Origin of the sequence: Clostridium sp. AF35-15, from assembly GCF_003477745.1 — a bacterium.
In the GTDB taxonomy this organism is placed as follows: Bacteria; Bacillota; Clostridia; order Lachnospirales; family Lachnospiraceae; genus Otoolea; species Otoolea fessa.
Map to the genome: position 1 here is coordinate 776 of NZ_QUDY01000024.1, position 266 is coordinate 1041.

The 266-nt window shown below is 50.8% G+C and carries 1 pseudogene; it reads left to right on the forward strand.

Going from position 1 to position 266, the window contains the following annotated elements:
* Window positions 1-266: pseudogene (locus tag DWZ76_RS15365) on the forward strand (leucyl aminopeptidase); the annotation flags it as partial.

A 266-nucleotide genomic window follows, 5' to 3' on the forward strand; every position in this document is an offset into this window, starting at 1 on the left:
GTTGGCGGCGATCCGAAGATTTGTAAAGAAATCCGCCGTCAGATCGCAGAAGTTAAAGATTCCGACAACATCGCAGAGATCGGACTTGGACTTAACCCGGCTTGTATGTTCAACGGAGACTTCGAGGAAGAGAAGAAGGCAAGAGGAACCTGCCACATCGCAATGGGCAACGGCTTCTACTATGGACAGCCGGCACGTTCGACCGTACATATCGACATGGTACAGTACAATCCGACCGTTATCTTCGACGAGGGAACACCAGAAGA